The organism is Nonomuraea sp. NPDC059194, assembly GCF_042754765.1.
Lineage (GTDB): Bacteria > Actinomycetota > Actinomycetes > Streptosporangiales > Streptosporangiaceae > Nonomuraea.
On the sequence record NZ_JBHZBH010000017.1, the window covers coordinates 147,447 to 169,186 of the forward strand.

The following is a 21,740-nucleotide window of genomic DNA, read 5'->3' on the forward strand; positions in this document are numbered from 1 at the left end:
CCGAGTCTCACGACTTCCACACCGAGTAGAAGCTCGGCCTGCCGACGGCCTCGAACGCCACGCCGTGAACGTTGGGCGCGCCGCCGTACACCTGGGGCTCCTCGAACAGCGGGATCGCGTAGGCCTGCTCGACGAGGTAGCGCTGGATCTCGCCGACCTTCGCGTTGCGCTCGGCCGGGACGGCCAGCGCGGACTCCTCCTCAAGCAGCCGGTCGAGCTTGCCGTCCTGCGACAGGATGACGTCGCGGTTCTCGCTGTGGAACTGGCTTTTGATGACGTCCTGGTCGGCGCGGCCGACCATGCTGTGGCTGACGGCCGTCTTCTCGGCGTTCTTGATGTCGACGGCGGCAGTGCCCGCGTCGCCGGGCCGCACCTCCAGCTTCACGCCGAGCTTGGCCCACTGCTGGGCGACGAGTTCGAGCGTCTGCTTCGACAGCGGCTGCGGCAGCGAGACGAAGACGCCGAGCTGGAGCCTGACGCCGTCCTTCTCGCGGACGCCGTCGGCGCCGCGCTTCCACGCGGCCTGGTCGAGCAGCGCGTTGGCGGCCTCGGGGTCGAAGGCGAGCTCCTTCCACAGGTCGACGTACCCCTGGGCGAGGTGGCTGAGCACCGAGGTCGCCGCGGGGTAGCTCGGCGTGAACAGCGTGTCCACGACCTCCTTGACGTTCGTGCCCTTCTGCAACGCCCTGCGGACCTTGACGTCGCTCAGGATGCTGTTGCCCGGCCGCAGGTAGAGGCCGTTGTTGACGCCCCTGGTCGGCTCGGCGTAGAGGGTGAAGCCCGCGGCTTTGACCGTCTGCTCGTCGTAGGCCTGCACGTAGCGGACGAAGTCGGCCTGCCCGCTGGTGAGCGCGCCCACGCGGACGTTGTCCTCGGGCGTGACGATGATCTTGATCTCGTCGAGGTAGGCGCGGCCCTGGTGCTTGGATGACGGAGGCGCCCAGTTGTAGTCCTTGCGGGCACTGAGGTCGATCTGCTTGTCGACGATCTGGTTGGCGACGGTGAACGGCCCCGAGCCGACGACGTTCTTCAACCGGCACTGCTGCTCGTACGGCAGGCCGATCGTCTTCTTCGACACCAGCCCTGCGCCGATCACCGAGGTGCCCTGCAGGAAGCCGGGCGAGGGCTTGTCGAAGTGGAACTTCACCGTCCTGGCGTCGACGACCTCGCTGCGCTCGTAGTTGTTGACGAACTCGGCGGGCGGCAGCTTGAGCTCGGTGCTGCCCTTGCCGTACACGTCGAAGTTGGCGGCCACGGCGCCGGCGTCGAGCGGGCTGCCGTCGCTGAACGTCACGCCGTCACGCAGGTGGAAGGTGTACTCGGTGGCGTCCTTGTTGATCTCCCACTTGGTGGCGATCCAAGGCTCGATCTCGAGCGTCTTCGGGTTCTGCCAGGTCAGCTTGTCGGTGAGCTGGTTGAGCAGCCCGCCGTTGGGATAGAACCCGGCGGCGGGCAGGTAGAGGCAGGTCGGCGGCTGGTGTTCGAGGTAGGTCAGCGTGCCGCCGAAGACGGGCTCGCCCGAGGTGGCGGCCTTCACCGTGGGCTCGGTGGTCGCGCCACAGCCGGCGAGGAGGCCCGTGACGGCGAGGAGCACTGTCGCTGTGACGCGTGTAGCCATGGGGAGATCGCCCTTCAAATACGGGGTTGGGTAAAACCCAACATAACCTACCGAAATTGTCGGTAATGCTCATGTCCATATGCTGATACGGCTTGCGCACGTCGGACAACTTGACCATGACGCGACGTCAACGTGTGTACTGACGGCATGCGGATCGGAGAGCTCGCCTCCCTGGTCGGGGTGTCGACCAGGACCGTGCGCCACTACCACCACCTCGGGCTGCTGCCCGAGCCCGGACGGCTCGCCAACGGCTACCGGGAGTACCGGCTGAAAGACGCCGTCCTGCTGTCCCGTGTCAGGCAGCTGGCCGGGCTCGGCATGTCGCTGGACGAACTGCGCGACGTGCTCGCCGACGACCGGGGCAAGGACCTGCGCGAGGTGCTCCAGGAGCTGGACGCCGACCTCGCCAGGCAGCAGGAGGCGATCAAGGTACGGCGCGCCACGCTGGCCGCCCTGCTCGCCGAGGCCGACCTGCACCCCGACTCCGTCGTCGCGCCCGACATGGCGGCGGTGCTGCGCGACCTGTCCCTCGACGGGTCCACGTTCGCCAGACTCGACCGGGAGTTGCTCACGCTGATGAGCAACGTGGCGAACCCCCACGACCGCGAGCGCGTCCTCGACCTGATCCGCCCGCTCACCGAGCCCGCCGCACTCGCCGAAGGGCACGAGCTCTACCGGCGGCTCGACGAGCTGGCCGAGGCGGACCTCGACGACGAGCGGATCGCCGATCTGGCCCACGACCTGGCCGCCCACCTGCCCGTCGAGCTGGTCAAGCCGATGATCGAGAACGCCGGACCCGAGGGCACCGCCTGGCTCGACACGCTGAACGACGAGATGGCTCCCGCGCAGGCCGAGGTGTTCAGGTTGCTCATGGTCATAGTGAAGGGATGCCAATGATGGTGCGCAGGCTGCTGGAGTTCGAGGCGAAGGGCATGGCGAGCCTGTGCCTGTGGGTGGCCAGGCGGCGCGACGGCGTGCCGCCAGGAGCGACGGCCGTGCCGTACTCGAAGGAGCAGTCGACGACCCTGATGATCATGCTGTTCGCGATGGTCGTGGAGACGGTCGGCATCGACCTGATGCTGGTCGCCGTCGACGTGCCCGCCCCCGTGCGCGTCGCGGTGCTGCTGCTCGACCTCTACGGCATCGTGTTCGCGCTCGCCTTCGCCGCGGCGTGCGTCACCAGGCCGCACGTCGTGACCGACGACGAGCTGCGGGTGCGCTTCGGCGCCTACTTCGACCTCCGCATCCCGCGCGAGCTGATCTCCTCGGTGCGGGTGTCGCGCAACTACAACGAGACCGGCATGATCCGGGTCGCCGACGGGCGGCTCAGCGTCGCCGTGGGGTCCCAGACCAACGTCGTCGTCGAGCTCGCCGAGCCGATCACGGTGACGCGCCCGCTCGGCCGCAGCGAAACGGTCACCAGCGTCCGTTTCTTCACCGACACACCGGGCGCGCTCCGGCTCCAGAGCGCATGACACCGGGTTGACGGCAAGCCTGACCCGGTGATCGGACGCGCGTGGAGCAGACTGCTGTCATGAACGCGCACGTTACGAGTGCGGCACCGGAGCACACGGAGTTGGCCGGCGCCGTGTACGGCTCGCTGCTGGCGGCCTCCGTGGTCGTCGGGTCCACCGCGGAGGGCGGGCCGCCCTCGGCGGGCGAGCTCATGGTCCTGCTGGTCTGCACGGGGGTGGTGTTCTGGATCACCCACGTCTACGCCCAGGTCGTCGGCCGCGGCTACCCCGCCAAACCCCTGACGTGGGCGAACCTGCGCGCGGTCGCCAGGCAGGAATGGCCGCTGGCGCAGGCCTCGTTCCCTCCGGCCATCGCCGCCGCCTTCGCCTCAGCCCTGGGCATGTCCGACGTCGTCGCGGCCTGGTCGGCGCTGGGCGTCGCGGTGGCGAGCCAGGTCGCCTGGGCTGTCGCCGCCGCCGTCCGCATCCACGCCGGCCGAGGGGTGGTCCTCCTCTCCGGGCTGGCCAACCTCGTGCTCGGCCTGGCCATCGTCGCGCTCAAGACCCTCATCTCCGGCAAGTGAGGGTCAGGCGCCGGGCGGAAGGAACGGCACCGAGGGCGCGCCCTTCTCGATCAGCCGCAGCAGCGCGTCCGTGTCGAGATGCCGCTCGACCAGGTCGCCCAGGGCGTCGAGCCGCTCCTCCCTCAGCCGCGCGAACGACACGCCGGGCGCGGGCGCGAAGTCACGACCCGCCCGCGCCGCCACCTCCGCCAGGAAAGCGCGCCTGAAGTCGTCGTTCTCCAGCGCGCCGTGCCAGGTCGTCCCCCACACCGCCCCCACCCTGCACCCGTCGAGGAACGGCTCGCCGCCCTCGACCGTGGCGACGCCGTGGTGGATCTCGTAGGCCGACACCGCATGGCCGTACGCCTGCCCTGTGGGCCTGGCCAGGCGCTTGTCCTCGGCGAAGCGCACCCGCACCGGCAGCAGCCCGAGCCCGTCCACCCGCCCCGCCCCGGACTCCACCTCGTCCACGATCTCGCGGGCGAGCATCTGGTAGCCGCCGCAGATGCCCAGGATCGGCAGCCGCCTGGCCGTCAGCGCGTCGGCCAGCCCCGTCGAACGCAGCCAGGCCAGGTCTGAGACCGTCGCCTTCGAGCCGGGCAGGACCACCAGGTCGGCGTCGTCGAGCTCGGCGGGCGTGGTGACGAACCTGACCAGCACTCCCGGCTCGCTGGCCAGCGCGTCGAGGTCGGTGAAGTTCGAGATGCGCGGCAGCTTCACGACGGCCACGCGGAGCGTCTGCCTGCCGTGCGGCAGCCCGGTGACCGTCGGACGGCTGTCGAGCGCCAGGGAGTCCTCCACGTCGAGCCACAGCCCGTCGAGCCAGGGAAGCACGCCGTACACTCCGCGGCCGGTCAGCCCGCGCAGCGTGTCGAGGCCCGGCTGGAGCAACTCGACCGCGCCCCTGAACTTGTTGACCACGAACCCCGCGATGAGGGCCTGGTCCTCGGACGACAGCAGCGCCACCGTGCCGTAGAAGGCGGCGAACACACCGCCCCTGTCGATGTCGCCCACCACGACGACGGGCAGGTTCGCCGCCCTGGCCAGGCCCATGTTGGCGATGTCGCCGCGCCTGAGGTTGATCTCGGCCGGGCTGCCCGCGCCCTCGCAGATCACCACGTCGTAGGACTCGCGCAGCCGGTCGAACGACTCCAGCGCGCGTTCCCTCAGGAAGTCCTTGAGCGCGCCGTACTCCATCGCGTCGACGTCGGTCAGCGGCCTGCCCATGAGCACGACCTGGCTGCGGCGGTCGCTGCCCGGCTTCAGCAGGATCGGGTTCATGTCGGCGACCGGCTCCAGGCCCGCCGCCTGCGCCTGCATGGCCTGCGCCCGGCCGATCTCCGCGCCGTCGGCGGTGACGAAGGAGTTGAGCGACATGTTCTGCGCCTTGTACGGCGCGACGCGCACCCCCTGCCTGGCCAGCCAGCGGCAGATCCCCGCCGTCACCACGCTCTTGCCCGCATCCGACGTGGTCCCCGCGACCAGCAACGCACCCTTCACCCGGCAACCGTAGCGAACCCCGCTCTTGGCACACGCTGTGACTTCTGCCACTCTGTAGAACAATCTTTTAGAATTGAATTCTGGAAAGGGCGTGAGCATGGTCGGCACCCTTCCTCCCACAGGGATCACCGCCGAAACCCGGGCGCCGTACGGCTGGACCCCCCTGGTCGTCCTGTTCGTCGTCGGACTGGTCGACCGCATCGAGTACAACCTCCTGTCCGGCGTCCTGCCCCTCGTCCAGGCCGAATGGGGCTTCAACGACACCGCGGCCGGCTCCATCCCCACCGCCGCCGCGCTGGCCGCCGCCGTCGTCGCCATCCCCGCCGGCTACCTCGCCGACCGCGTCAACAGGACGAAGATCCTCACGGTCGTCGTGCTGCTCTGGGCGGTGGCCACCCTCGGCTCGGGCCTGGCGACCGGCTTCGCCATGTTCTACGTGATGCGCGCCTTCCTGGCCGCCGCCGAGAGTATCGACAACCCCGCGGCCGGATCCCTGACCGCCGACTACTATCCGCCCGTCACCAGAGCCAAGGCGTACGGCCTGACCAGGGTCACCACCTACCTCGGCGGCGCCGGCACGCTGATCGGCGGCGTGCTCGCCCAGGCGTACGGCTGGCGGACCGCCTTCCTCGTCATGGTTGTGCCCGGCCTGATCACGGCCTACCTGTGCTGGCGGCTGCGCGAACCGGCCCGCGGGCACCTGGACCGGGTCGTCGCGGGCGGCCCCGCAGAGGCTCCCGCCGTCACCTCGAAGCGGGCCGGGCGATTCGTCGAGGTGCTGCGCATCCCCACCCTCGTGATCGTCTGCCTCGGGCTCGCCCTGCTCACGCTCGGCCTGGCCGGCATCTTCTACTGGATGCCGTCGCTCATGGTCCGCAGCTTCGGCGTTGGCACCGGCGTCGCGGGCTCGGTCAGCGGCCTCATCACGATCGCGGGCCCCGTGCTCGGCACGCTGATCGGCTCGCGGCTCGGCTCCAGGTGGCACGGCACCGTGAAGGGCGGCCGCCTGCTGGCCGGCGGCGGCGGCATTACCGCGGGCACCGTGGTCCTGGCCGTCGCGCTGACCATGGACTCCCTGCTGTGGCTGAGCGTGCTGACGCTGCTGGCCAGCACGCTCATGGCGATCGCGATCCCGAACATGACCGCCTCCCTGGCCGACGTCGTCGGCGCCCACGCCAGAGGGCTCGGCTTCGCCGTCCTTCAGTTGACGACGACCTTTGGCGGCGCGTTCGGCTCGCTGATCGTCGGCCGCGTCTCCGACAGCGCCGGCTCGCTCACCACCGGCATGTACGCCCTCATCCCACCCATGATCATCGGTGGTGTGATCACGCTCCTGGCGCGCGGCCACTACGAGCGCGACGCGGCCAGAGTGCTGGAACAAGCACGGCGATAGCGGCGGCGGTGAGGCTCACGGTCCTGGTGAGCCTCACCGCGCGGCGGATGTCGGCGACCTCGGGGTTGGGCCCGTCGCCCATCTCCGGCCGCTGCTCGACGCGCGAGCCGTACACGTTCACGCCCCCCAGCGTCACGTCCAGCGCGCCGGCGAAGGCGGCCTCGCACCTGCCCGCGTTGGGGCTGGGATGCCGGTGGCCGTCCCTCCTCAGCACCCGCAGGGCGCGCCGCCGGTCAGGAGCGGCGAGTACGGCAAGCAGCCCGGTGATCCTGGCTGGCACATAGTTGGCCATGTCGTCGAGCTTGGCGGCGGCCCAGCCGAAGTTCTCGTACCTCGGGGAACGGTGGCCGACCATGGCATCCAGCGTGTTGACGGCGCGGTAGGCGAGCAGGCCAGGCACGCCCGCCACCGCGCCCCAGAACAGAGGGGCGACGACGGCGTCCGAGGTGTTCTCGGCCAGGGACTCGACGGTGGCCCTGGCCAGATCGGGGGCTTCGAGGGCGCGGGGGTCCCGGCCGCACAGGTGCGGCAGCCGCGCCCTGGCGGCGGCCAGGTCGTCGGCCTCCAGTGCCTTGGCCATGTGGGCGCCCTCGCGGGCGAGCGTGGTGCCGCCGAGGACCGCCCAGGTCGCCGCCGCCGTCAGCCCGGTCTCCAGCGCCCACCCGAGCCTGGTCCGCTTCCGGGAGAGCGCGCCGGTTGCCCTTGTTCGAGAGAGCACGCCGGTTTGGGCGAGCGTGGCGCTCGCCCATCGGGCCAGCAGGCCGAGTCCGGCGGAAGCGCCCACGCAGATCGCGGTATGCGCCACCCCGTTGGGCCTGGCATCGCCGTACAGCCGCTTCTCCAGCGCCGCGGCGGCCCGCCCGAACAGCGCGACTGGATGACCACGCCGCGGATCACCCACGGCGGCGTCGACGAGAACCCCGAGCGCGATCCCCGCAGACCTAGACGAGATGTGCATGAACCTCATCTTCGTGGGTGCCGAGCCATGCCGCGGCCCGCCGGATGCGCTCGCCCGCGCCGTCCTCCCACATCTTCGCCCAGCCGCCGCCCTCGGCCGCGCGTGCCCTCATCACCTCGTACGACCGTCCGAACCGCAGCCTCGCCAGCGGGATCAGCCGACGGCGCTCGCGGGGCGGCAGGCCGTACGCGTCGCAGAAGAGCCGCATCCGCGCGCCCACGTCCGCGTGGCGCAGCAACGGATGCCGGTCGACCGGGTCGGCGATCGGGGCCCAGTGCCGCAACGTCGTCACCACGTCGAACAGCCGCGTCGTCGGCCGCGCGAGATCGAAGTCGATGAGCGCGACGGGCGTGCGCCCCTCGAAGATCGTGTTGTCGGGGGTCAGGTCGCAGTGACCGATCACCTCGGGAACCGCGTCGTCGTTCGACCCGCCCTCCCAGCGATGCCCGGCCAGTGGGAACCCCGCCGTCGCGTCATGGAAGCCGCGCAGCAACCGGGCCAGCTCCCGCAGCGCCCCGTCGGTGACGCTGTCGACGGTCAGGCCCGCCGTACCGGGAACGAAGGTGATGATCTCGCGACCGGCGGCGTCGACGCCCACCAGACGGGGCGCGCCCTCGAAGCCCACCGCCTCCAGATGGCGGAGCAGGGCGTGCACGGCGGGGCTGGACCGGCAGGTGGGCCTGCGCACCGTGTCGCCGATTCGCACCACTCCGTCCGTCACGTCCCCGCCCTGCAGCGGAATCTCGTGCAGGACCGTCGCGACCATGCCACGACACCTTAGCCCTATATGTACGGCCCCCGCCTGGGGTTTTCGGACATTCACCGTGTCGCAACCCTCGACAAAGCATTCACAACGTGAGTCAACAACCACATCGGGTGAACCCTCCCACGGCGGCGGCCGTCAAACCTCTGCAAACCCACCCACCCCAAGGACACCGCCACCATGCTGCTCCCCCTGACCCTGCTCGCCGCCCTGACCGCCGCCCCCTCGTCAGCGGCGCCCCCGGTGCAGCTCACCAAGGTCTACTACGATTCGCCCGGCGTCGACCGCCGTAGCAACACCTCCTTGAACGGCGAGTACGTCACGATCCGCAACACGACCCGCAAGCCGATCGACCTCGAACACTGGGCCATCAAGGACATGACCGGCTACACGTACACGTTCGGCCCCGACGCCGTACTCGGCCCGGGCAAGCAGCTCACCCTCCGCACCGGCCAGGGCAGCGACACGCCGTCGACGGCATACTGGGGACGGCGCGCCTACGTCTGGAACAACGACAAGGACATCGCCTACCTGCGCGACTCGGACGGCAGGCTGATCGACTCCTGCTCGTACAACAGCAGCCGGGCCGACTACCGGAACTGCCTGTAGGGGGCGGGACACGGAAAACGAGTACGTGCGCACTCCCAGGATCATGCACAATTATGCGGGAGCGCCCTTAGCTCAGCTGGATAGAGCACCGGACTTCTAATCCGACGGTCGCAGGTTCGAATCCTGCAGGGCGCGCTTCTCCACAGCAGCGAAAAAGAGCCCCTGACCTGCGTCAACGCGAGCCAGGGGCTTGATCGTAGAGTCCGGTGGTGTACGGCTCTCGCCGGGCCGCTACGGGTGATCGTGCCAAATGCGTGCGCAACCTCACCTCATGATCATTCCTCCTTGAGCGCCTCGGCGATCCGGCGCTTGGCGGCCTCGTCCTGGCCGACGACGCACTTGGCGTAGATCCTCAGCAGCACCTCTACGCTGTGTCCCGCCCACTCGGCAGCCTGCGTCGCGGGCACGCCCGCGTTGAGCCAGGTCGAGACGCAGGCGTGGCGGAGGTCATAGACACGCTTCGCCAGCGGCGAGGCGACCTCACTCTCGGTCAGCGCGTCCTTGCGCGCCTGCGTCCAGACCCGGCGATAGGTGATGCTGGGCAGTTCCCCTCCCCGGACGCCGGTGAACAGCCGTCCATCGGGGCCCTTGCCGTATGGCGCGGCTAGGTGAGCGCGCAGAATCCTGACCAGGGCGGGCGGGATGGGCACGGTGCGGGTGTGACCGTCGGCTCGATGCTTCAGGGGACGCTCCTCGCGGAGAGTCCCGTCATCGGTCCACTCGCGTCCGGCGAACGGGGCCGCGGTCGCGAAGTGCAACTCCCCCCACTCCTCTGTCTCCGTTTCGGGCGGCAGGATGATGTCCGCCTCCCGTAGGTTGACGGCTTCCTCCGGGCGCAGGGCGGCGTAGTACATGAGCCCGAAGAAGGCCACGAGACGTTGACCGCTCGGCTTCCTCGCCGCCACAGCGGCCAGCAGCGCGCGGGCCTGGGTGTGATTGACGACGCTTCGGCGGTCGAGTTCGTAGGTGGTCTTCGGCGGCTTCCACTTCAGCGTCTTGATCGGGTTGGCGGGCACCAGCTTGAGTTCGATGGCGTAGTCCATGGCGTTCTGCAGGATCGTCTTGTTCCTCAGCACGGTGCTGGTGGCGGCGCGCTTGCCGTTCAGCAACGACGTGGCGGTCTCCAGCAAGATCCGCACCAGCGCCGCGTCATCCTCCAGAGCGGACACCGGCTTGGTGTTGGCCGCGAGCCAGCGCAGCGCGTCGGCCATCTCATCGGGTGCGTCATCGCGCTGCTTGGTGTTGAACCCCCACCGCCGCATCGCCGTACGGAGAACGAGATCGTCGGGCTTGCCGCGCACGCTCTCGAACATCGCAGGCGTGGCGGCGGTGAGAGCGCGGGCGATGTCCTGCCGGTACTTCGCCGACGCTCCCTTCCACTTCATGTCGGCGAACTTGCAGGCGAGGTCGTACCAGCTCAGGTCGGGGCGGTCGGTTCGCTTCCACGAGACGGGTTCTCCCGTGTCGAGGCTGAACGCCTCGCCCTTCTTGGCAGCGGACTGGAGTTCGCCTCGGTAGGTGTCGGCCTGGGCAGCGTTACGGAAGGGCTTGCGGCGGGGCTTCCCGCCCACCTTCCAGCGCACGTAGTAGGTGGTGGCCTTCTGGCCCTTGTAGACCTCGGTCTTGTAGACGCGCACGTCATAGGTGATGTCCTGCATCAGGCGGCCTCCTCCAGTCCAGCGAGCCAGCGGTCCAGGTCGGTGATGCGGATGCGGAGGTCGCCGTTGGGCAGCTTCACGCAGCGCGGCGCGCGCCCCTTGGCGCGCCAGTCGTAGAAGGTGGAGCGGGCGATCTGCAGCTCGGTGCAGAGTTCGGCGAGGGTGAGCATTCCTCGCCGCGTGGAGCCGGTGGCCATGGGTGGGTGTCTCCTTGCGGATCAGGCGATCGGTTGGGTCGGCCCCGTGCTTGGTGGCTGTGGGCCGGAAGACGAAGAAAGAAGAAACAAGCCGGGTTCTTTCTTCTTTCTTCGTCAGGTGGTGCGGCGGTAGCGGATGGATGGGCGGCCCCCGGTGGGGGTGGTGACCGTCTCGTATTGGCCGCTGGCGGTGAGGCTCGCCAGCAGTTCGTCGAGCGTCTGTTTGGGCACGTTGCGGGAGAACAGCGCCGAGATCTCCGAGCGGGTAAGGCCCACGTCGGCGGCCTGGTCCAGCGCACGGCGGATGCGGTCGATCTTCGGGTCTCGTAGCTGCTTGTCGAGGACGAAGACGGCGGAGGCGATCGAGTAGCGCACCAGCGCGGCGGAGGCTCGCAGATGGTCTGCCGTGACGAGGGGTCGGCCTGCGAGGGCCGCGTACAGAGCGGCGATGCGCAGGCAGTACGGCGCGGAGCGGCGGGTGAACTCAGTCCAGGCGTGATCCTCGTCGTCGGCGGCGGTGAACTCCTCGTACAGCTCGGTGGACCACAAGACGCGGGCGGCGTCGTCGAGCGTGATGCGTTGGACCTGCCGGGCGGCCTTCACGGCGTCGTGTAGCTTGCCGCTGAGGTCGGCCAGGACCTGTGGCTCCACGCCTTCCGGGATGGGCAGGCGCTTGGAGCGTTCGACGTAGACGGGCAGGAAGCGGTTGTAGGAGCCACCGGCCATGTCCGACTCCGCGAGCCGCATCCGGAACTCCTTGGGAGTGATGTGGCCGATGATCGCGACGTGCGGGTGTGAGGCGCGGTAGGCGGTACGCGTGAGCACGGCGAGGGTTCGTCCATCCCATGCTTGGCGGAGAATCGTGCCGAGCGTGGAGCCCTCCCGCTTGGCACGTGCCATCACGGTGGAGAACTCCGGCTCGGTGACGCACAGCCGCTTGTCCATGGTCCCGCCGACATCCTCCGGCGAGTCGGGATCACGGATGCGTTCGATGAGCCCTTCGCCGCTGGACAGGCCGGTGACGCAGATCTCGCCGTATCCGATCCCGGCGTTGTGGAGAAAGATCTCAGCGGTGTCGGTGGCCTGCCCCTTGCGGCCTGAGCCGGTCCTACCGAACAGCAGCGGCCAGATCAGCAACGGGTGCCGGGTGTTGCCGATCTGCACGAACGGGCCGGACCCGATGACCGCCCCGCAGGCGGCCAGCGCGGAGACCAGCACGCCCACGGGATCGGCCTCGGTGGACGGGTCGGCGGCCTTCACGATCTCGCCGGGCAGGCCGTGGAATATGGCCGGGTCGGCGGCTGGTGCGGGCGCCGGCAGCCCGATGGTCGGCTCTCCGGACAGATCACGGTGCAGGCGGTGAATGGTGGCATCGGCGGACAGTCGCTCCAGAATGGTGTCGGCATCGATGGACTTGGTCATGCACTCCCCCGGCGTGGCTGACGTGCTCCGGAGTTGAGCCCGGAGCGGATGGTGGCGGCGGCCTCTCGGGGGGACAGGCCGGTGGCGTTGGCTGCGGCGTGGAGCGCGTCCTCGGTGAGCCCGCGCGGCAGTAGTCCGGTCACCACGAGCTGCCCCAGGGCGAACGCTGCTGCGTTCAGCGTGTGGTTGCGGGTGCCTTCCGCGGCGTCGAGAACGTGTTGGATCTCGTTGCGGAGTGCGGCCAGCGCGTAGCCGGTCGAGTGCTCTCCGAGCGAGGTGAGCACCTCGTGGGCCGACGCGCGGATCGGCGCGCTCGCCGGAACGGGTGTCGCGAGCCGTACGGCCAGCCACTTGGGGAGCGGCGCCGGGTCGGGTGCGTGGATCACGTCGTACGTGCCTGTGCCGTCCGGGAGGTCCACGAAGCTGCCGGGCCCGACCACGTACCCGCCGCAGGCACGGGTGTCGATCAGCCATCCCAGACCGTTGCCCTTGTCGCCTGATGTGTTGCCGAGTGTCAGTCCCTCCGGCACGGCGAAGTACAGATGCGTCCCACCGCGCCGGGTGCGGACCTGGAACGTCTCGAAGGGCAGATCTTCCCCGGATTGCTCGCAGAGAGCGGCCAGCACATCGGCACCCTCGTGAACCCCGGGCAGGTCCCATGGTGGTGGGGCCTGATCGCCGTTCTTGGGCGTGTCGAGATCGACCACAACCAGGCGGGATGGACCGGTGGCGATGCCGATGTTGTACGGCGCGCGGCTCCAGAGCTGGTGGATGATCTCGGGGTCCGTGGTGTTGTGCTCCTTCCACTTCCAGCCTTTGAGCGGAACCTTGTCGCCTGGTGTGATCGGAAAGACGTGCCAGCCACGAGCTGCGGCGGCCAGCGCGAAGCTGAGCCTTTCGCGGGGTGTCATGATGGAGAGGCCTCCTTCATCGTCCTTACGGGTGGTGATGGGTTGGGGCGCAGGCCCCGGCGTCGTGCTTGGTGGCTGTGCGCCGGGGCCGTTCCGTGTCCTCACGCGACCTGCCGTGCCTCATGGTCAGTTCCTCCAAGGTGATCACTTGTCGTGGAACGGGCTGTTGGGGCGCGTGCCGTCGCGGTGGAGACGGCGGAGGTGGTTGAACAGGTGGCGGCCGATGCGCAGGCGTAGGCCGGTGCCGTCGCAGCGGCGGCAGTCACGGGAGCCGCGTCCGATCCGGTGGGCGATGCGCCGCTTGCCCTTGCACTTGCGGCAGCGCCCGAACGGGCTCACGTAGCAGGCCGACATGTAACAGAACGTGATGACGATCAGAATGGTGATCGCTGCGCTAGCAGCGAGAGTGCCGGGGTCCACAACTGCCTCCTGGGCCGTTTCCGGGTGTGGTCGAGGAAGGGCGCTAGCGCGCTAGCGCCCTGATCAGGGCCTATTTCCGGGTGCTAGCGGGGCTGCTAGCGCTAGCAGGGTCGGCCGCTAGCACTAGCAGCCCCGCGGCCGTTCAGTCGGAGCGCCTCAGGCGGTTACGTTCCGCGATGACGTCGGTGAGATCGTCGAGGCGAATCCCCCGCCTGGTGACGGCCTTGCCGTCGATGCGGCGGCCGATGGCGCCCACGGCCAAGCCGTACGGCTTGAGGGCGCTGGTGAGCTGTTCGGACTGCCACCCGGTGTAGACGTCAGGCCGTAGTTCGGCCAGCCGGGAGCACAGGGCCTCGTTCCAGGCGGCGTTCTCCCCTGCGGGCCAGATCTCGGCCAGGTCGGCCAGCACATCGAAGATGGGCGCGTCCTGGCGGGTCTGGCTGCCCTCCTCGGGCAGCGTGCCAGCCAGGCCGCGTAGCTCCATCGCGCGGGCCACGACCTTCTTGGCGTCGTCGGTGTTCACCTCGAAGGAGCGCCGGGCGGCGGGCTTGCCGATGCCGACGAGGATGCCCCATCCGGCGCCGGTCTTCGGCTCGAACACGGTGGCGCGGTAGCCGTTCTTGTACATCGAGGTGCCCAGGATCATGTCGTTGGCGACCTGGTCGGCCACACTCATGCAGTAGCGGGTGTTGACGTTGCGGGTGATGCCGGTGGGCAGACTGTCCTTGTCGGGGATCTGCGTGCCGATCAGCAGAATCACGCCCAGGGCGCGGCCCAGCTTGATGACCTTCTCGCATATCTCCCCGGCTTCCTTGCCGTAGGCGGAGTGCTCGAACAGTTCTTGGATCTCGTCGATGGCAACGATCAGCGGGTGCAGCCCTGATCCCTTGAGTGACGCCAGTTCGGGCGTGACCTTGTTCTCCGGGGCCTTGCCGAGCGCGGCGTAGTGGTCGATCTGCTTGGAGCGGCGCTCGCACTCCTTGTACAGCCACTTGATCATGGCCGCGCAGCGGGCGATCGTCTCGTCGTCGAAGCCGTTGCCGTACTCGGTGCAGACCGGCTCCAGCACCTTGAAGTCGCCCACGCCCTTGAGCTCGTAGACCCTGAGTTCGGCGCGTGGGTCGAGCGCGGCGGCCAGGACCGCGAGGCGGAGCGCGAAAGTCTTGCCGGAGCCGGGCTGTCCGCCCACGAGCCAGTTGCGGAACATCAGGTCGGCATTGACGGTCTCCATGCGGGGCGTGGTGGCGAACGGGAACGGCTTGAACACGTCCACCTTCCCGTCCCTCAGCAGCGGCCAGGCTGGCTGGCTCATCTGGCAGGCGGGCTGATAGCCGACCCACAGGGCGAGGCGTCCGGGGTGGCCGGTGCCCGGCTCGGGCCAGACCTGATCGAGCGGCAGGCGCATGGCTGAGGCGAGGCGTCCTCGGCGGGCGACCACGTCGGCGGCCTCCACACCGTAGGGCAGGTCCACGATGGCCAGGTGGCCGGGGCCGTCGCGGTGGATGTCCTGCGGGAAGCTGATCGCGTGCTGGTCCTTGGACACGGCCTGGTTGATCCCCGCGATACCGCAGGACAGCAGGGCCCGCCGTACCAGCTCAGCGGTGAGCTTGCGGTAGCGCGGCCCCTCCGACACGCGGTCGGTGATCGGCGCGTCGGCCGGTCGACCAGCGCGGGCCAGCAACGGGACGGCGGACACGAGCACCGCGAGGCGAACCCAGCCGGGCACCTCGGCCACCAGGAAGACGAGCAGGGCGACGAGGGCCGCGATGCTCCCGACCGCAAGAACCGTCCACCGCCAGCGGGACTGGCGCTGCCGCTGCTTGTCCAGCTTGAGCCACATGTCGGCGTCGTTGCGATCGGCGGCGTACTGGCGAAGCGCCCAGTTGCCCTCCTCCGCCGTCGCCCAGTGCAAGGTCCGGCCGATGGTGGCGAAGCAGCCAGGCAGGGCGTACCACAGCGTCTTGGCCAGATATTTCGGAGAGCGCACCGCGTGGTAGCCGATCACGTATCCGGCGTCCTTCGCCTGCCAGACGAGCATGGCCTTGATGGACTGCCAGGTGTGCAGCCAGACCGGGATGATCGGCGCGCGGCGCTGCGCGGTCCGCGCGGCGTACGGCGCAGCCTCCTCATCCGGCGGGTCCACCGGAGCGCCGACCGTCCCTTCTTCGACCGCGATCGTCTCGCGGTCGAAGAACTCGTCCTCGTCGCGGTCGGTGTCCTCCGCGGGCTCCTCGGCCTGGTGGGTGCGGCGGCGGGAGTCGAGGGGCAGGATCTCGGCCCCGCCATCCGTGGCTTCGGGCCAGGTGAAGCCGTTCAGTTCGCGCCCGGGGACCGGGCGGTCGGGCTCGTGCGGGTTGTGAGTCATGATGTGTGCACCTCGTGTTCCTTGACGGTCGCGGGGTTGCGGGGCGCGGCCACTGTTCTTGGCGGAGTGGGGGCCGCGCCCTGCGTGTTGGTCGGGGACGACATGCGGTCGGACCGCGTCTCGTCCGGGTCGTGGTCGGCGGTCGGACCGTGCGGTCCGCCCTCCTCAGTTGCGGCGGTCGGCGCTTCGGCCCGCAGGCGGGCCAGCAGTGTTCCCGCGCGGTCGGTGGAGATCGACTGACCGGTCTGCCGGACGGCGTCGCGGAGCCGGTCACGGGTGAGCGGGATGCCGTGCGCTTCGTGGTCGGCGGCGATCTGCCAGCCGATCGGCATGAGATCGTCCACGTCGGCGGGAACCGTACGGCGGGTCCGTCTTGTCGTGCGCGCCGGGGCCGGCGGCAGCACGGGCCGTTTGGTGGTGGGCGGGATCTGTACCGCTCGCGCCGCGCCCTCGGGTGCGAGTTCGCCGAGCCGGTACAAGGCGCGCTCGCGGCGCGTGGCCTTGAACCGCCACAGCCTGCCGTACCGATCCTGAAGGTCGGTGCGGGCCAGGATGCGGTCACGCTCGCGCCTGAGCGCACTCGGGTAGGACCGGATCTCCCACAGCACCATGCGACGCCACAGAAAGAAGGTGGAAGGGAAGGCCAGCAGCCATCGGGACAGGCGGATGGTTTCCATGTGGTCGGGCTTGGCCAGATCGGCGCGCTTGCGGAGCGCGTACGCACCGACCTCCACGGCCACCACCCACAGCAGCGGGAGTGTGGCGTGAGCGACCATCCCGAACAGGGTGTCCTCGCTGGCCACGTTCAGGTAGACCGTCGCACCGGTCAGCGACCACGGGACCAACCGGATGGGGCGCAGCCGCATGCCGAGCCTGGCCAGGACGATGTCCAGCGCAGAGAAGGCGGCGATGCCCAGGTCGACGCCGAGCGGCACCATCCAGGCCATCGCGCCGAAGGACGGAGCGGCAGCCTCGGCCACGGTGGCGAAGCTGATGACGAACCCCAGCAGGCCCAGGGCCGCCACCGCGGCGGTGGTGACCGAGACCGCGGTGTGCTCGCCCTCGGTCAGCGGGCGCGGGCCATAGGTTTCGGCGGTCATCGGCCCCACCGCCTGCGGCAGCGCGGGCATCCGGGCCGGTCGCAACGGTTGCCCGGATGGTTGGACCAGATGCGGAGCATCTGGTCGGGCGATCCTCCTACGCGGACGAACAGGCGTACGGCCTGGCGCAGGCTGAGTCGGTCCTGAGCCATGCGGACCAGCTCGCTGGCGATGCCTCCTGCGCAGAAGGCCAAGAAGTAGGTCAGGGCGGTGATCACGCGTTCCTCCTCTGAGACGTGTTGACAGGTCGGGGCGCAGGCCCCGGCGTCGTGCTTGGTGGCTGTGCGCCGGGAACCGCGATAGGGATGGGATTCATCGGTCCTCCCTTCAGAAGCCGGACTGCGAGCGGACGAGGATGCGGCAGACCCGGCATCCGGACAGGCAGCGGGTGCCGTGCGAGGCGCAGATCTCGACCTGGCGGGCCGCGCCGCAGCGACAGCCGAAGGCGTCGCGCGACCGGTTGCCGCAGTCGGAGCACTGGAATCGGGCCATCAGGCGGCCACCTGCAGCGCGCGGATCTCCTCGGTTGTCAGCCCAGCCCAGACGCCCACGTCGGGGCGGACGGCCAGGGCGTAGGCCAGGCACGCGGCGCAGACCGGGCAACTCGCGCACACCTTCTTGGCCTGCGCCTCGCGCGCCTGCCGTACCTCCGCGGGCGCCGGCTCGAACAGGTCAGGGCCGGTGAAGAGTTCGGCGTCGGTGGTCTCACACGCAGGGTGCGCGTTGATCACCTCGTCGCGGAGGTCGGACAGTTCCTCGTCGCCCATCAGGGCCTGAACCAGCTTCCTCATCGCCGGACCCCCAGTGCGGCGAGAGCCTCGGCGACAGCGAGCCGGTGACAGGAACTGCAGATGGGCGGGACCGGCGCCTCGCAGTCCGGCGCGGACTCCTCGATTCCTTCGCAGATGGCGCAGACCCACTGCACGTCCACGAACGGGTTCACGCAGGTCCAGGTGACGCCTGGACCGGACTGGTTGAAGTTGGACAGCTTGGACCCGTGGGTCATGATGAGGACACCTCTCGTATGGGGTGCCGGGGCGCGGATCAGGTTTGGCGACATGGCCGCGCCCCGGCTTGTTCTGTATGGCGGTTCAGCCGAGACCGTTCGTGAACGTGGTCAGGGCTTGAGCGATCGTCTGGATGCCTTCCACGGCGTGATTGACCGCTGTGGCGGCCTTCTGCGGTTGGGTGATGACGAAGAAGGCCGCGAGGATCATCAGCACCGTGGGCAGGAATCGGCGGGGTCGGAGAACAGGCATCGGTGGTGATCCCTTCTGGTCGTTGTCGGGCCTGTCCTCCTGCCACTGTCAGGCCCTCTCGCGAAGACCTGTCCTGTACAGGTATAGAACAGGCTTGGCGGTCCGTCAAGACTTCCTTCCGGCCCGCCGTGTTCGTGGCACCAGAAAACCGCGCAGGCCAGGAGGTGTGGCAGCGTTCAAATGGCGGTGCAATTCAGCAAAGGGGGGTGCACTGAGCCTCAGAGGGGGTGCACACTGACGGCGACAATGTGATCACTTAGAGTCGCAAGGCCCTCGCGTGCGGGAGAGTCATGACGGTCAGAGAGCCGAATCACCAGCTCGCGGCGGTGATGTCGAGAGCCGACATCTCCAACAAGGGGCTCGCGCGGCGGGTGCAGGACGTGGCCGCGCGGTATGGGGCCGACATTCGCTGTGATCACGTGTCGGTGAGGCGCTGGCTGGATGGAATGCACCCCCGCGGCGTGACCCCGCACTTCATCGCCGAGGCCCTCAGCCGCAAGCTCGGACAGCGAGTGGGCGTCCGGGACATCGGCATGATGTACGCCGAAGCCACACCGCTTACGGGATCTTCTCGGGAGCAGGCCCAGGCGGATTGTCTCGCCGGTGACGTGACCGTCCTGGTCTCTGGCGATCTGTCAGCCAATCCTCAAGTGATCGAGAGCGAGGTGTCCTCGGACGCCTGGAACGACTCCATGGTCACGTGGCTGATCAATCCCGTTCCTTCGCCACGGCCACCGGCGGACGGCGGCCTCATCACGGCGTCCAGCGTCGAGGCGGTGCGGGAGACGACGGCGATGTTCGCCAAGCTGGACTACCGCTTCGGCGGCGGACACGCCCGCTCCACGGTGGTCCAGTACATCGCCATGGAGGTCGAGCCGCTTCTCAAGCGGGTCTCACCGGAGACCCCGCTCGGCAAGGAGTTCCTGTCCGAGACCGCCGCCATGCTTCGGCTCGCCGCATGGATGGCCTACGACACCGGACGGCACGGCCTGGCGCAGCGGTACATGAGCAAGGCGCTCACGCTGGCACGCGAGGCGGACAACCGGATGCTCGGGGGCCGCATCCTCGCGGGCATGAGCCATCAGGCCAACTATCTCGGCCACTACGGCACGGCCGTCAACCTCGCACGCGCCGCGCACATGGGCGCCGACGGTGCGACCACGCCCACGGCGAGGGCGTTGTTCCACGCGATGGAGGCGCGGGCGCTTGCTTCTCAAGGGGACGAGACGGGGTGCAGTCAGGCGCTCGGGGAAGCGGAGCGATGGTTCGAGCGACGCTCCCCTGCCGACGATCCGGTCTGGCTGAAGTACTTCGACGAGGCGGAGCTGGCCGCTGAGTTCGCCCACTGCTTCCGTGATCTCGGCCACCACCATCGGGCTCGTGAGCGGGTGTTGGAGAGCGTCGAGCTGTCGGAAAGCCTTTACGTGCGCAGCCTGTCCTTCGTGCGCACCATCCTTGCCACGAGTCACGTGGCGGAGGGGGACCTTGAGCAGGGCATCGCGGTCGCGCGTGAGGTCGTGGCGACGGTGGCCGATCTGCGCTCGGCACGCACCCGCCGCTATGTCCGCGAGTTCATGAGCCAGCTCGCGCCGTACGGGAACGATCCACTGGTCCGTGACTTCCAGACCTTTGCCGAGACCCGGCTCACGCAAGCACGCTGGGAAGCGAAGTAGCCCCTCAGAAGGCTCGCCAGACGCGCGGTAGATGGTCATGCCTGAGTGAGGCCATGCGCCGGTCGAACTCGGCGCGGATGTCCGGGCTGTGGTCCACGTTCTGCATGAGCCACGTGGTCATGGTCATTTCCCGGATACGGCGCAGCGTGTGGAAGCCGGGCCATTCGGTGACGTCGAAGCCGTAGGCGTCCACGGCCTTGGCGTACTCGTCGTCTCCCACCCATTGGAAGCCCTTGAAGGGAATCCCCACGCCCGTGCTGAGGTCCCACTCGCGGGGGCCGAACGCGAACACCTCGAAGTCCAGGACGATCACACGTCCGTCCACCCGGCGGAGGAGGTTGCCCTTGTGGGCGTCGCCGTGGATGTGCCCAGGCGGCAGGGCGAAGTTGAGCGCGTTGTACTCCGCGTAGAGGTCCTTGAGTCGCTGGCGAAGGAAGGCCAGATCCTTCTCCGAGACGCTCGCCGCGCCGTCCAACCGGCTCTCGACACGGCCCAGTGGGTCGAAGAGCGGCAAGACCAGTTCCACCGGCTTGGGCAAGCTGTGCAGCTCTCTGAGCATCACAGCCAGGTCCAGGAAGCCGGTCGGCGGGTCGCCACTGTCCACGTGCAGCCAGAACGTCACCACGCGTCCCTCATGGACGATCGCTTGGGGACATTCCGGCAGGAGTCGCACGCTCGGGAAGTCGGCAGCCTCCAGCCAGCGGGCTACCGCGATCTCCTTGCGCACGTCGGAAAGGAGATCCACGCTTCGAGCGATCCTCACGACCACCGGGGCCGACGCGAGACGGTACAGCGCGTTCTCGCCCAGCCGCATGGGCCGGGCGTCGCGGCTGTCCAGCCCGGCGTGTTCGCAGGCCGCGATGAGCGCTTCGTGGGCGTCCTGCTGAGAGAAACCCCGTGCGGCGTGAGTCTCGGTCATGAATCAGCCCTCGCTGTTCGTGTCGGGAGGTGGACCGGTGGCCACGAAGCGGCCCTTGCTCGGGATGACGACGATCAGGCCCTCTTGCTGAAGCAGTTCCAGGGCCTTGCGTACCGTGATGCGTGCCGTACCGAACCTCTCGGCGAGGACAGGTTCCCCAGGCAGGCGTGCGTCCTTCGGAAACTCGCCGCCCGCGATGGCGGCGCGGAGCTGGTCGGCGACGCCCTCGTACAGGGTGGTCGGCTTCACGCCTTCAGGGGCCGGCTGGCCCTGCACCCTGCGCCCACGTCCGGCGTGGCTGACCACCAGGCCCTCGCTCTCCAACTCCGCGAGGGCCTGCCGTACGGTCCCGCGGGCGACGCCGTACGCCTCCATCAGCGCCGCTTCGGACGGGATCATCGCGCCTGGCGGATACTCCCCGGATGCGATCCGCTGGCGGAGATCGCTCGCCAACGTGGCGTAGGCGGGCTGTGATTTGCCGTGAGTCATGGGGCTCCCTTGCCGAGCGACATCGAACTCAAGGCTAGAGCGACCACGCCTCCACCCGAATGCGCGCAGCGCGCGAGTTAACAGCATCAGCACGCCTCCCCGGTGAGGATCAGCGTCCACATCTGGCCAGCCACCCTGTGCCGCCACGGACCCGCGTACGCCACCTTGGCGGGCGTCGTCTGATGCGTCCTGCGGATGATGTACAGCCCACTGCACCGCAGCAGCTCATAGACGATCACTCGGCACGAACACGTGTACTCGACCACCCTGATCCGCGGCGGCGCCTCCCCATCCCACTTCAGATGGATGTCGCAGGCAGCGGTACGGCCTGGCGGGTGCGGGGCGAGACGCGGGCAGGGCAAGGGGTCCACCTCGGTGAAGTCGGCCCGAGGCGCGGCTCCGGTCTTTCGACCGGCCCGTCTCCTCGGACCGCTTCCCGCACCCGGCGTGCCCCTCTCAAGGCACCGGG

The 21,740-nt window shown here is 69.1% G+C and carries 24 protein-coding genes, 1 tRNA gene and 1 pseudogene; 7 read left to right on the forward strand and 19 right to left on the reverse strand.

From position 1 onward, the window contains the following. Positions 1–7 precede the first annotated feature (7 nt). Positions 8–1,618 (reverse strand): TIGR04028 family ABC transporter substrate-binding protein, encoded by a 1,611-nt coding sequence (locus ACFXJ8_RS21840; protein WP_379645752.1) that lies wholly within the window; start codon positions 1,616–1,618, stop codon positions 8–10. 147 nt (positions 1,619–1,765) lie between these two features. Between ACFXJ8_RS21840 and ACFXJ8_RS21845 the strand changes: the two genes are divergently transcribed. From ACFXJ8_RS21845 to ACFXJ8_RS21855, 3 genes are read left to right on the forward strand one after another with little or no spacing between them, the layout of a single operon-like run. Further along, entirely contained in the window at positions 1,766–2,515 is a 750-nt protein-coding gene (locus tag ACFXJ8_RS21845) for a MerR family transcriptional regulator (RefSeq protein WP_379645753.1), read from the forward strand. Beyond that, positions 2,506–3,093, forward strand: coding sequence for a hypothetical protein (locus tag ACFXJ8_RS21850; protein WP_379645754.1), 588 nt, complete (start codon positions 2,506–2,508; stop codon positions 3,091–3,093). The genes ACFXJ8_RS21845 and ACFXJ8_RS21850 overlap by 10 nt, the downstream gene beginning before the upstream one ends. Before the next feature lie 59 nt (positions 3,094–3,152). After that, complete coding sequence (locus tag ACFXJ8_RS21855; protein WP_379645755.1) at positions 3,153–3,656, forward strand: hypothetical protein; 504 nt, start codon at positions 3,153–3,155, stop codon at positions 3,654–3,656. A 3-nt stretch (positions 3,657–3,659) separates the two neighbouring features. On the opposite strand, the gene ACFXJ8_RS21860 is transcribed toward ACFXJ8_RS21855, so the two are convergent. After that, positions 3,660–5,135 (reverse strand): cobyric acid synthase, encoded by a 1,476-nt coding sequence (locus ACFXJ8_RS21860; protein WP_379645756.1) that lies wholly within the window; start codon positions 5,133–5,135, stop codon positions 3,660–3,662. 97 nt (positions 5,136–5,232) lie between these two features. Between ACFXJ8_RS21860 and ACFXJ8_RS21865 the strand changes: the two genes are divergently transcribed. Then, positions 5,233–6,528, forward strand: coding sequence for an MFS transporter (locus tag ACFXJ8_RS21865; RefSeq protein ID WP_379645757.1), 1,296 nt, complete (start codon positions 5,233–5,235; stop codon positions 6,526–6,528). On the opposite strand, the gene ACFXJ8_RS21870 is transcribed toward ACFXJ8_RS21865, so the two are convergent. Both ACFXJ8_RS21870 and ACFXJ8_RS21875 read right to left on the reverse strand, forming a co-directional pair. Then, positions 6,461–7,486, reverse strand: coding sequence for a cobalamin biosynthesis protein (locus ACFXJ8_RS21870; RefSeq protein WP_379645758.1), 1,026 nt, complete (start codon positions 7,484–7,486; stop codon positions 6,461–6,463). The genes ACFXJ8_RS21865 and ACFXJ8_RS21870 overlap by 68 nt on opposite strands. Then, complete coding sequence (locus ACFXJ8_RS21875; RefSeq protein ID WP_379645759.1) at positions 7,470–8,252, reverse strand: phosphotransferase enzyme family protein; 783 nt, start codon at positions 8,250–8,252, stop codon at positions 7,470–7,472. The genes ACFXJ8_RS21870 and ACFXJ8_RS21875 overlap by 17 nt, the downstream gene beginning before the upstream one ends. Before the next feature lie 177 nt (positions 8,253–8,429). Between ACFXJ8_RS21875 and ACFXJ8_RS21880 the strand changes: the two genes are divergently transcribed. After that, positions 8,430–8,858 carry a lamin tail domain-containing protein gene (locus ACFXJ8_RS21880; RefSeq protein WP_379645760.1) on the forward strand — a complete coding sequence of 143 codons (429 nt, stop codon included), beginning with the start codon at positions 8,430–8,432 and terminating at the stop codon, positions 8,856–8,858. Between the two features lie 61 nt (positions 8,859–8,919). Next, positions 8,920–8,993 (forward strand) — tRNA-Arg (locus tag ACFXJ8_RS21885). A 140-nt stretch (positions 8,994–9,133) separates the two neighbouring features. On the opposite strand, the gene ACFXJ8_RS21890 is transcribed toward ACFXJ8_RS21885, so the two are convergent. The 12 genes from ACFXJ8_RS21890 to ACFXJ8_RS21945 form a co-directional block, all read right to left on the reverse strand. Then, positions 9,134–10,516, reverse strand: coding sequence for a tyrosine-type recombinase/integrase (locus ACFXJ8_RS21890; protein WP_379645761.1), 1,383 nt, complete (start codon positions 10,514–10,516; stop codon positions 9,134–9,136). Continuing rightward, positions 10,516–10,713, reverse strand: a complete 198-nt coding sequence (locus ACFXJ8_RS21895; protein ID WP_379645762.1) for a helix-turn-helix transcriptional regulator — start codon at positions 10,711–10,713, stop codon at positions 10,516–10,518. The genes ACFXJ8_RS21890 and ACFXJ8_RS21895 overlap by 1 nt, the downstream gene beginning before the upstream one ends. Before the next feature lie 114 nt (positions 10,714–10,827). Beyond that, complete coding sequence (locus tag ACFXJ8_RS21900) at positions 10,828–12,135, reverse strand: hypothetical protein (protein ID WP_379645763.1); 1,308 nt, start codon at positions 12,133–12,135, stop codon at positions 10,828–10,830. Further along, positions 12,132–13,046: a bifunctional DNA primase/polymerase gene (locus ACFXJ8_RS21905; RefSeq protein ID WP_379645764.1), complete on the reverse strand. Its 915-nt coding sequence runs from the start codon at positions 13,044–13,046 to the stop codon at positions 12,132–12,134. Before ACFXJ8_RS21905 ends, ACFXJ8_RS21900 begins: the two co-directional genes overlap by 4 nt. 144 nt (positions 13,047–13,190) lie before the next feature. Then, complete coding sequence (locus ACFXJ8_RS21910; RefSeq protein ID WP_379645765.1) at positions 13,191–13,400, reverse strand: hypothetical protein; 210 nt, start codon at positions 13,398–13,400, stop codon at positions 13,191–13,193. 208 nt (positions 13,401–13,608) lie between these two features. After that, entirely contained in the window at positions 13,609–15,831 is a 2,223-nt protein-coding gene (locus ACFXJ8_RS21915) for a cell division protein FtsK (protein ID WP_379645766.1), read from the reverse strand. Then, positions 15,828–16,931, reverse strand: a complete 1,104-nt coding sequence (locus ACFXJ8_RS21920) for a DUF2637 domain-containing protein (protein WP_379645767.1) — start codon at positions 16,929–16,931, stop codon at positions 15,828–15,830. Before ACFXJ8_RS21920 ends, ACFXJ8_RS21915 begins: the two co-directional genes overlap by 4 nt. Further along, a complete protein-coding gene (locus tag ACFXJ8_RS21925; protein ID WP_379645768.1) occupies positions 16,928–17,149 on the reverse strand; it encodes a hypothetical protein in 222 nt (73 codons plus the stop codon). The genes ACFXJ8_RS21920 and ACFXJ8_RS21925 overlap by 4 nt, the downstream gene beginning before the upstream one ends. 109 nt (positions 17,150–17,258) lie before the next feature. Further along, positions 17,259–17,423: a hypothetical protein gene (locus ACFXJ8_RS21930; protein ID WP_379645769.1), complete on the reverse strand. Its 165-nt coding sequence runs from the start codon at positions 17,421–17,423 to the stop codon at positions 17,259–17,261. After that, positions 17,423–17,722 (reverse strand): WhiB family transcriptional regulator, encoded by a 300-nt coding sequence (locus tag ACFXJ8_RS21935; RefSeq protein ID WP_379645770.1) that lies wholly within the window; start codon positions 17,720–17,722, stop codon positions 17,423–17,425. The genes ACFXJ8_RS21930 and ACFXJ8_RS21935 overlap by 1 nt, the downstream gene beginning before the upstream one ends. After that, on the reverse strand, positions 17,719–17,937 hold the full coding sequence (locus ACFXJ8_RS21940; protein WP_379645771.1) for a hypothetical protein: 219 nt from the start codon (positions 17,935–17,937) through the stop codon (positions 17,719–17,721). Before ACFXJ8_RS21940 ends, ACFXJ8_RS21935 begins: the two co-directional genes overlap by 4 nt. 85 nt (positions 17,938–18,022) lie before the next feature. Continuing rightward, positions 18,023–18,190, reverse strand: a complete 168-nt coding sequence (locus ACFXJ8_RS21945) for a hypothetical protein (RefSeq protein ID WP_379645772.1) — start codon at positions 18,188–18,190, stop codon at positions 18,023–18,025. 290 nt (positions 18,191–18,480) lie between these two features. Between ACFXJ8_RS21945 and ACFXJ8_RS21950 the strand changes: the two genes are divergently transcribed. Beyond that, a complete protein-coding gene (locus tag ACFXJ8_RS21950) occupies positions 18,481–19,863 on the forward strand; it encodes a hypothetical protein (RefSeq protein WP_379645773.1) in 1,383 nt (460 codons plus the stop codon). Between the two features lie 4 nt (positions 19,864–19,867). Here the strand turns inward: ACFXJ8_RS21950 and ACFXJ8_RS21955 are convergent, their stop codons facing one another. From ACFXJ8_RS21955 to ACFXJ8_RS21965, 3 genes and pseudogenes are all read right to left on the reverse strand, one after another. Next, on the reverse strand, positions 19,868–20,782 hold the full coding sequence (locus tag ACFXJ8_RS21955) for a phosphotransferase enzyme family protein (RefSeq protein WP_379645774.1): 915 nt from the start codon (positions 20,780–20,782) through the stop codon (positions 19,868–19,870). 3 nt (positions 20,783–20,785) lie between these two features. After that, positions 20,786–21,271, reverse strand: a complete 486-nt coding sequence (locus tag ACFXJ8_RS21960) for a GntR family transcriptional regulator (RefSeq protein WP_379645775.1) — start codon at positions 21,269–21,271, stop codon at positions 20,786–20,788. 86 nt (positions 21,272–21,357) lie between these two features. Further along, positions 21,358–21,740: pseudogene (locus ACFXJ8_RS21965) on the reverse strand (hypothetical protein); the annotation flags it as partial.